General features: G+C 46.5%; 8 protein-coding genes. 7 read left to right on the forward strand and 1 reads right to left on the reverse strand.

The genetic code is table 11. From position 1 onward, the window contains the following. Positions 1–350: 350 nt before the first annotated feature. From trpE to trpA, 7 genes are read left to right on the forward strand one after another with little or no spacing between them, the layout of a single operon-like run. Positions 351–1733 (forward strand): anthranilate synthase component I, encoded by a 1383-nt coding sequence (gene trpE, locus ACUVXA_RS12610; protein ID WP_445871631.1) that lies wholly within the window; start codon positions 351–353, stop codon positions 1731–1733. Positions 1734–1740: 7 nt separating this feature from the next. Continuing rightward, positions 1741–2322: an anthranilate synthase component II gene (locus tag ACUVXA_RS12615; RefSeq protein ID WP_445871624.1), complete on the forward strand. Its 582-nt coding sequence runs from the start codon at positions 1741–1743 to the stop codon at positions 2320–2322. Positions 2323–2325: 3 nt separating this feature from the next. Further along, a complete protein-coding gene (gene trpD, locus ACUVXA_RS12620; protein WP_445871625.1) occupies positions 2326–3387 on the forward strand; it encodes an anthranilate phosphoribosyltransferase in 1062 nt (353 codons plus the stop codon). After that, entirely contained in the window at positions 3380–4159 is a 780-nt protein-coding gene (locus tag ACUVXA_RS12625; RefSeq protein WP_445871626.1) for an indole-3-glycerol-phosphate synthase, read from the forward strand. Before trpD ends, ACUVXA_RS12625 begins: the two co-directional genes overlap by 8 nt. Further along, positions 4156–4854: a phosphoribosylanthranilate isomerase gene (locus tag ACUVXA_RS12630; RefSeq protein ID WP_445871627.1), complete on the forward strand. Its 699-nt coding sequence runs from the start codon at positions 4156–4158 to the stop codon at positions 4852–4854. Before ACUVXA_RS12625 ends, ACUVXA_RS12630 begins: the two co-directional genes overlap by 4 nt. After that, positions 4805–6019 (forward strand): tryptophan synthase subunit beta, encoded by a 1215-nt coding sequence (gene trpB, locus ACUVXA_RS12635; RefSeq protein WP_445871628.1) that lies wholly within the window; start codon positions 4805–4807, stop codon positions 6017–6019. The genes ACUVXA_RS12630 and trpB overlap by 50 nt, the downstream gene beginning before the upstream one ends. Further along, positions 6016–6858 (forward strand): tryptophan synthase subunit alpha, encoded by an 843-nt coding sequence (gene trpA / locus ACUVXA_RS12640; RefSeq protein WP_445871629.1) that lies wholly within the window; start codon positions 6016–6018, stop codon positions 6856–6858. Before trpB ends, trpA begins: the two co-directional genes overlap by 4 nt. A gap of 211 nt (positions 6859–7069) precedes the next feature. On the opposite strand, the gene ACUVXA_RS12645 is transcribed toward trpA, so the two are convergent. Then, on the reverse strand, positions 7070–7777 hold the full coding sequence (locus tag ACUVXA_RS12645) for an RAD55 family ATPase (protein WP_445871630.1): 708 nt from the start codon (positions 7775–7777) through the stop codon (positions 7070–7072). Positions 7778–8293: the final 516 nt, after the last annotated feature.

Consider the following 8293-nt stretch of genomic DNA (forward strand, 5'->3'; position numbering starts at 1 on the left):
TCTGGAAGTGTCCTAGATGGGTAAGTTTCGGACAACGGTGCTAGAGCAGAGGAGTCACTGGTATGAATACTGGGGGATAGGGAAGATGGTGGTGAGTTTAGAGGATGGAGAATAGGGCACTTGTAGCTGTGGGAGGTCTTGCAGTGGGGCTACTAGTTACGTTTTAAAAGAATATGGGGGGAGGGTTTGGGGAATATTTAATGTACATTTTAGTACACGTAAGTTTTAAATAATTCACGTAAGTATAAATTTTACTATAAATTAGTTTATTTCACCAAAAATAGTCTCACACTTAAATTGCAGGAGGATTCACAAAGTGAGGTATTATCTTTGGACAACAACCGAAGAACATCAGCAAAAACACACCCTTTAATCAACTAAATGTTAAAAAATTCCCAACCAATTGTTCACCAACCGAACTTTTTTTGAAAATCCATGAAAAATACGAATATGCATACCTACTCGAGTCCATGGAAGGACCAAGAAAGCTGGCCCAATTCTCGTTCATAGGATTCATGCCCAAACTGGTTCTAACGGCAAAAAATGGTCAAACAACACTGCAAGACACGGAATCCGGCGAAAAGACCAGAATCAAAGCCAGCGACCCCCTCAAGGTTGTTGAAGAGATTCTTGGAAGAAAAACCCACAAAAACCACCAAAAAGAATCGAGGTTAGTGGGAGGCGCAGTAGGCTACATCTCCTACGATTCTGTACGCTACTGGGAGAGACTCCCCAAACGGGCGGCAGACGACCTAAAATTCCCAGACCTTCACATGGGGGTATACGATGACGGCATCGTATTCGACCACATTCACGGAGAAAACTTCTACTATTACCGGAACCAAGACCGTTCCCAAGAATTAGCAGAACTAGAAGAGACAGACAACCCGAGAAACTTATCCTTCACCAGCCCCCGGGTCAACATGGCAAAAGAAATCTATGAGGAAGCGGTGGAGGAAGCTAAAAAATACATAGTGTCCGGCGATATTTTTCAGGTGGTTCTTTCCAAGAGACTTGATTTCAGATTCAAAGGAGACCTTACTCGATTCTATTTGGCTCTACGAGAGATTAATCCCTCCCCCTACATGTATTTCCTAAAGATGGGAGAACAGCGAATCGTGGGATCCAGTCCCGAGATGCTGGTAAGGGTTGACCGAGGCCAAGTGGAGACCTTTCCCATCGCCGGCACCAGACCCCGAGTGGAAGACCCGGCGAAAAATCGGGCTTTGGCAAAGGAACTCCTAGCAGATGAGAAGGAATGCGCCGAACACGTAATGCTTGTGGATCTTGCTAGGAATGATATAGGTAGAGTATCCAGTTTTGGAAGCGTCCATGTTCCAGAATTTATGCAGGTTCACGAGTATAGCCATGTTCAGCACATGGTTTCCCGAGTGGTGGGAAAGCTCAGAGAAGACTGTAGTTGCTATGATGCTCTGAGAGCGGTTTTCCCAGCCGGGACGGTTTCAGGAGCCCCCAAAGTAAGAGCCATGGAGATAATTGAGGAAATCGAGCCTACTAGGAGGGGACCCTATGCAGGCGCTGTCGGCTATTTCTCCTACAACTGCAACATGGATTTCGCCATCACCATACGAACACTGGTAGCGGACAGGGATAAATGCTTCATACAGGCAGGTGGGGGAATAGTGGCGGACTCGGTGCCTGAAAAAGAATGGTTTGAAACCGAACACAAAGCAAAAGCCCTGCTTAAGGCATTAGAATTATCGGAGGGTTAAATAAACTATGAAAGTTCTCATTATCGATAATTATGACTCCTTCGTCTACAATCTGGTGCAGTACGTAGGCGAGCTTGGAGCACAGCCCCTCGTTTATCGAAACGATGAAATAACATTAAGAAAAGCCGCCAAGCTCCACCCAGAGAGGATAATCATCTCTCCCGGTCCCGGAACACCGGAAGATGTGCGGTACTTCGGCGTATGTTCCGAAATTCTGCGAAACCTGAGCCGCAGAGTTTCCACATTAGGCGTGTGTTTGGGGCACCAGGGAATCATCTCCACATTCGGTGGAAAAATTATCGGTGCCAAGAGTTTAAAGCATGGAAAAACAAGCCTGATAAAACACGATGGTCGAGGGATCTTTAAGGGAGTGGAGAATCCCTTCGTAGCCACCCGTTACCACTCTCTGATTGGAGATAAGGAAACTGCGCCATCATGCTTGGAAATCACCGCTGAGTCAATGGATAGCGGAGAGATTATGGCGGTCAGACACTTTGAATATCCAATTGAAGGAGTGCAATTTCACCCCGAATCGGTACTCACCACAAACGGAAAGAGATTAATAAAAAATTTTCTTGAGGATGAGTAAGAGATGATAAAGCAAGGTTTACAAAAACTAGTTGAGGGAAGGAGCTTGGAAAACCAAGAAGCGCGGGACGTGATGAAAGAGATAATGTCAGGCGGTGCCACGTCGGCTCAGATTGGAGCATTCCTGACCGCTCTGAGAATTAAGGGAGAAACTGTTCAGGAGATCTCGGCTTTCGCAGCTGTGATGAGAGAGTTCTGCTGTAGAATTTATCCCAAGGTTAACGGTCGACTAGTGGACACCTGCGGAACCGGAGGAGACCAGATGAAAACCTTTAACGTGAGCACAGCGGCAGCCTTCGTTGTTGCCGGCACAGGGATCACAGTCGCGAAGCATGGCAACCGATCAGTTACCAGTAGGAGCGGCAGCAGCGATGTATTGGAGAAACTCGGCTTCAATCTTAACTTAGAGCCGAAGGCTGTTGAGAAAATTATTGAGAATGTGGGTATAGGCTTCATGTTCGCCCCAAACTTCCACCCCGCAATGAAGCATGCTATTGGGCCACGAAGGGAAATAGGCATCCGAACCGTATTCAACATTCTAGGACCCCTAACCAATCCCGCGGGTGCAAACGCCCAAGTGCTTGGAGTCTACAGCGAAGAATTGTTAGAACCACTAGCCTATGTTTTAAGAGAACTGGGTTGCGAAGAAGCCATGGTGGTTTACGGCGTAGACGGATTGGATGAAATCTCCATCATCGGCAAAACATTAGTAGCACAGCTCAGAGAGGGAGAGGTATCCCTCACCGAGATAACCCCCAAAGATTTTGGTTTCAGAATAGCTAAACCCGAGGAAATAATCGGAACCACGCCCGAAGAAAGCGCCGAACTCACATTCAAACTATTAAACGGCAAACCCGATGCCCAAGACTCGAAAAGGAACATGGTGCTGCTTAACTCGGCGGCCGGAGTACTGGTCGGTGGCAAAGCTGACGATTTAAAGGAGGGAATTGAACTGGCAACCGAATCCATGGAAAGCGGAGCCGCCTATAAAAAATTGAAGACGATGATCAAAGCTTCCTGCGGGCAACTATCAAAGCTTGAGGAGTATGAAATGAAATATGGCTGACTACATTGACCTACTAGCCCAAGACGCGGTAAAATCGATAAAGGAAGGACGCTACGAAACCTGTACGAAAGTGGCTGCTACACCTAAAAGCCTAAAAAAAGCTATCATAAATGCTAGGAGAATCCCCATTATCTCTGAGGTCAAGTTCGCCTCACCGTCTGAGGGCACTCTAAGGAAAAATGGCGACTTGAAAAAAATCGTCAGGAGCATGGAGAAGGGAGGCGCTGCGGGTATATCAATTCTAACTGAGCCAAAACATTTTAGTGGTCACATTAAATTCGTAGCCGAAGCCCGAATCCAGGTAGATGTTCCAATACTCATGAAGGACATTATATTGAGCCCAGTTCAGATTGAAGCGGCCTCCAGAAGCGGGGCAAACGCCATCCTACTGATACAGGCCCTTTTTGATAGAGGTTACTGCGAACTGGATGTTCAGAGTATGATTGAACAAGCCCATTCCAAGAACTTGGAAGCACTCTTAGAGGTACACACCGAAAATGAGTTTCTCACCGCGGTAAAAACCAGCGCCGACCTGATTGGCATAAACAATCGCGACTTGAAAACTCTCCAAGTAAATCTAGAAGTTACAAAGCGGATCCTAACTAAACACAGTCCTGAGGGAAAGGTGATTGTGAGCGAAAGTGGCATAAACACTCCACAGGATATCCTTTACCTCAATGAATGCGGTGCCCAAGCCTTCCTCATAGGAACCGCCATCATGAAAGCCGGCAACATAAGGGAAAAAGTAAAACAGCTGGTGGAATCAACATGAGCCCCGTTCGCGTCAAAATCTGCGGAATAACATCCACCGAAGACCTCCACACAGCAGTGAAAGCCGGAGCAGACGCAGTGGGATTCGTAGTAAACGTGCCCGAATCTCCAAGAAACCTATCAGTCGAAAAAGCCAAAGAAATAATGAAATCTGCTCCCTTATTTGTGCAAACAGTCATTGTCACGGTACTCAGGGATGTCAACCACTTGGAAAAGATACACGAGGAGTTGAATACCGGCACCATTCAGGTTCATGGCTCTAACCAGATGTATCGGGAGATTCGAGAAAGATTACCCGACACACGTCTTATTGGAGCAATCCCAGCCGAAACCAAAAATGCTCTAAACACTGCAACACAAGCCGCAGAAACGTTAGACGCCATACTTCTGGACACTCATGTTCCAGGCAAGTACGGAGGCACGGGGAAAACCCACGATTGGAATTTGAGCAAACAGGTTAGGGATGCCATACATCCCAAGCCGCTAATTCTGGCTGGAGGATTAAAACCCGAAAACGTGAAACAATCCATAACCCGGGTCAAGCCCTACGCTGTAGATGTTTCCAGCGGTGTTGAAGTCAGACCCGGAGTAAAAGATCCGAGAAAGGTATACCGATTCGTAAAAAACGCTAAGGAAGTGGAAATCAATGGAATCGAAGCAATACGCGAAATTGAAACAGTATCCAACAAACGGTAAGTTCGGAGAACACGGCGGGCAGTTCATCCCCGAAACCCTCATGCCCGCATGTAAAGAACTCGAAAAAGCATACCAAGAAGCGAAAAACGACCCGGAATTTCAAAAACAGTTAAACTATTACCTGGCAGAATACGCGGGAAGACCCACCCCCACATACTACGCTGAAAACCTGACCAAGAAAATCGGTGGAGCAAAAATCTACCTCAAACGAGAAGACCTAGCTCACGGAGGAGCCCACAAGATAAACAACACACTGGGACAAGCCCTACTGGCAAAAAGAATGGGAAAAACAAGAGTAATCGCGGAAACCGGAGCCGGGCAACACGGGGTCGCTACCGCCATAGCCTGCGCCGCCCTCGGGCTAAAAGCAGAAATCTACATGGGCACCGCAGACATAGAAAGACAAAAACTTAACGTTTTCAGAATGAAACTCCTAGGAGCAGAAGTCCACCCGGTAAACTCCGGGTCAAAAACCTTGAAAGACGCCATAAACGAAGCCCTAAGAGACTGGGTCGCCAACGTCCAAAACACCTACTACCTGATAGGCTCCGTAGTAGGACCCCACCCCTACCCCATGATCGTGAGAGACTTCCAAAACGTTATAGGAAACGAGCTAAGACAACAGATGCTACAGAAGGAGCAAAGACTTCCCGACGCTCTCGTCGCATGTGTAGGTGGAGGAAGCAACGCCATAGGCACGTTCCACCCCTTCCTAGACGATGAGCAAGTAGAGCTTTACGGCGTTGAAGCCGCGGGTCTGGGAATCGAAACCGGAAAGCACGCCGCCTCACTATGTGGAGGAGAAAAAGGCGTCTTCCACGGCATGCTAACATACATCATGCAGGATGAAAACGGTCAGATACTAGGCACCCACAGCATCTCAGCGGGCCTAGACTATCCAGGTGTGGGACCCGAACACTCCTTCCTCAAAAGCATAGGAAGAGCAAAGTATGCCACCGCAACCGATGAAGAGGCAATAAACGCTTTTCTTGAACTATCAAAAAATGAGGGAATCATCCCAGCTCTAGAACCAGCCCACGCATTAGCATTCGCCATGAAACTTGCCAAAACCTTAAGCAGGGAAAAAATTATTGTGGTAACCCTCTCGGGAAGAGGTGACAAAGACGCAGAGGTCGTAGCCCAACACTTGGGAGTGGAAATATGAGAGAGATAGAAAAAACATTCTCAGAACTCAGAACCCGTGGTGAAGGCGGCCTAATCGCCTATGTTACTGCGGGCTACCCGGAACTAGAAGACACTCTAATAATCGTGAACGCCTTAATCAGGGGAGGAGCAGACATCATCGAACTCGGAATCCCCTTCTCAGACCCCATAGCTGACGGCCCCACCATTCAAACAGCCGCTGCAAAGGCATTGGAAGCCGGAACAACGCCTAAAAAGGTGCTAGAAATAGCCGAAGAAATCAAACAGAGAAACAAAACCCCGCTGGTAACGCTAACTTATTACAACCCCATCTACCGAATGGGAATCAAAAACTTCTTTGAAACCGCCAAAGCCTCCGGAATCAGCGGAGTAATCGTTCCCGACCTCCCCCCAGAAGAAGCAGGCGAGTACAAGAAAATCGCTGAAAACCACCAGGTGGACACCATATTCCTGGCAGCCCCCTCCACTCCCATGGAACGCCTAAGGAAAATCGTGGAAACCACGTCAGGCTTCCTCTACCTTGTCTCAGTCTACGGAGTAACCGGAGCCAGACAGCAGGTCCAAGACCAAACCATAGAATTGATCAGAAAAACACTCCCCATCACACAGGGAAAAACCCCTCTAGCCGTAGGCTTTGGAATCTCAAAACCAGAACACGTAAAAACAATAATACAAAGCGGGGCAGACGCCGCCATAGTGGGAAGCCAGATCATAAAAATCATAGAGAACAAACACGAAGAGGAGAAAATGCTCAAAACCTTAAAAGACTACACCAACCAGTTAAAAAGAGCAACCATAAATAAAGAACATCCCCCGGAAAAATCACCCACACAAAAATAATAAACCCCTCAAAATATCAGGTACGTAAAAGTTAAAACCACAGTCTGCAGAGATAAATTTACACCAATTTCCCCTTAAAAAAGAGTGATGCGGTGGTGGCGTGAGTGCCAAGAGATGAAAAGAAAGCTCTTAGGTCGTGGGGAAGACTCAGTTTTCGAGTGGGTTAGGCATTTTTCCCTTTAGAGTTGTGGAAAGTGTTCATCTCTGCGGTTTATGGAGCTAAATTGATTCCATTTGGCATGATAGAGAATTCTTTCCAGTCGAGGAGGTTCAGTCGCGCTCCCAGTCCTATAACTCTCACTTTTCGGGTCATTTTATCATTTTTAGGTTGGAACTGCATTTCGATTATTCCGTCACAAATATGTTTGAAAGCGTTTATCTCCATTTCTTGGTGCATACCGCTGGTTAAAACGGTGAATCCCAGACAGTTTCTCTCCTCGATTATCGCTTTCAACCCGGTCATAAAGCTGTACGACTTCTGGAATCCCGCGTGCTCCAATAGGGTGGAGAGGGAATACAGAACAATGATTCCCCCCGAGCCAACCTTATCGTTTGCAGAGACAATGACTGATAAAAGTTTAGAAATGTTGGTTAAGCTCTCTACCGAAAATTCATCACCGCTTTTTTGGGGGTAAGTGTACCAAAAGGTGAAACCGTCCACAAACTGAAAAAGGTTTTCTTTCTCAATAGTTTCTACGTTCCAGTTGAATTCCTTCATACGTAACTTAATATTCGCCGGTGAACCGTCCAGAGTAATATAGACAACAGGCTTTTTCAAGGCTGACATGTAGGCGATTTGATTCACAAAAATCGTCTTTCCCACCTTCGGGGGACCAAGAACCAGGTAGTTGCCAGACGGCATTCCCTCCCCTATCCAACTATCGAACTCACTTATCTCCGTTTTGTGCTTATAAATCATAGCAACACCTCAATTAAGTCACCAATGAAAGGCACCCCCCATCACGGGAGCAACAGTTTATAAAAAGAGGGTGCCGTTTCAATAGCTACACCACTATAACAGATTTGTAATATTATGTTATGGGCATCTCTCTATTAAGAATTTCTATAAAAAGAACCCAGCATCCATTTAATTAGGTTCAAAAACATGTTTTAAAAGTTTGAAGTATACCAGTCCCTTCTCTTTCCTCATAAAATTCGAACCACTTTTTTATGTTATTGCCTATGCTAACAGTTCTAAAATAAAAGTGTTTAAATAAAAATGCTAAACTACAACTAGAAACCCATGGAGCGATTATCCACCCCTCAAAGAAGCAAAACACCTACCAGGGCGCAGCGATACGAACCACCCAGAAAATGGACAAACAGAGCAGAGCAGAACAGAACAGGCTCCGAGTGGTCAGAATAGCCGGCGGTCCAGAGGCGAAAAACCGAAAGTGAAATCAAGCGGCTGCTCCACGCATCCGCGAGTAGAGAG

The organism is Candidatus Jordarchaeum sp., assembly GCF_052745115.1.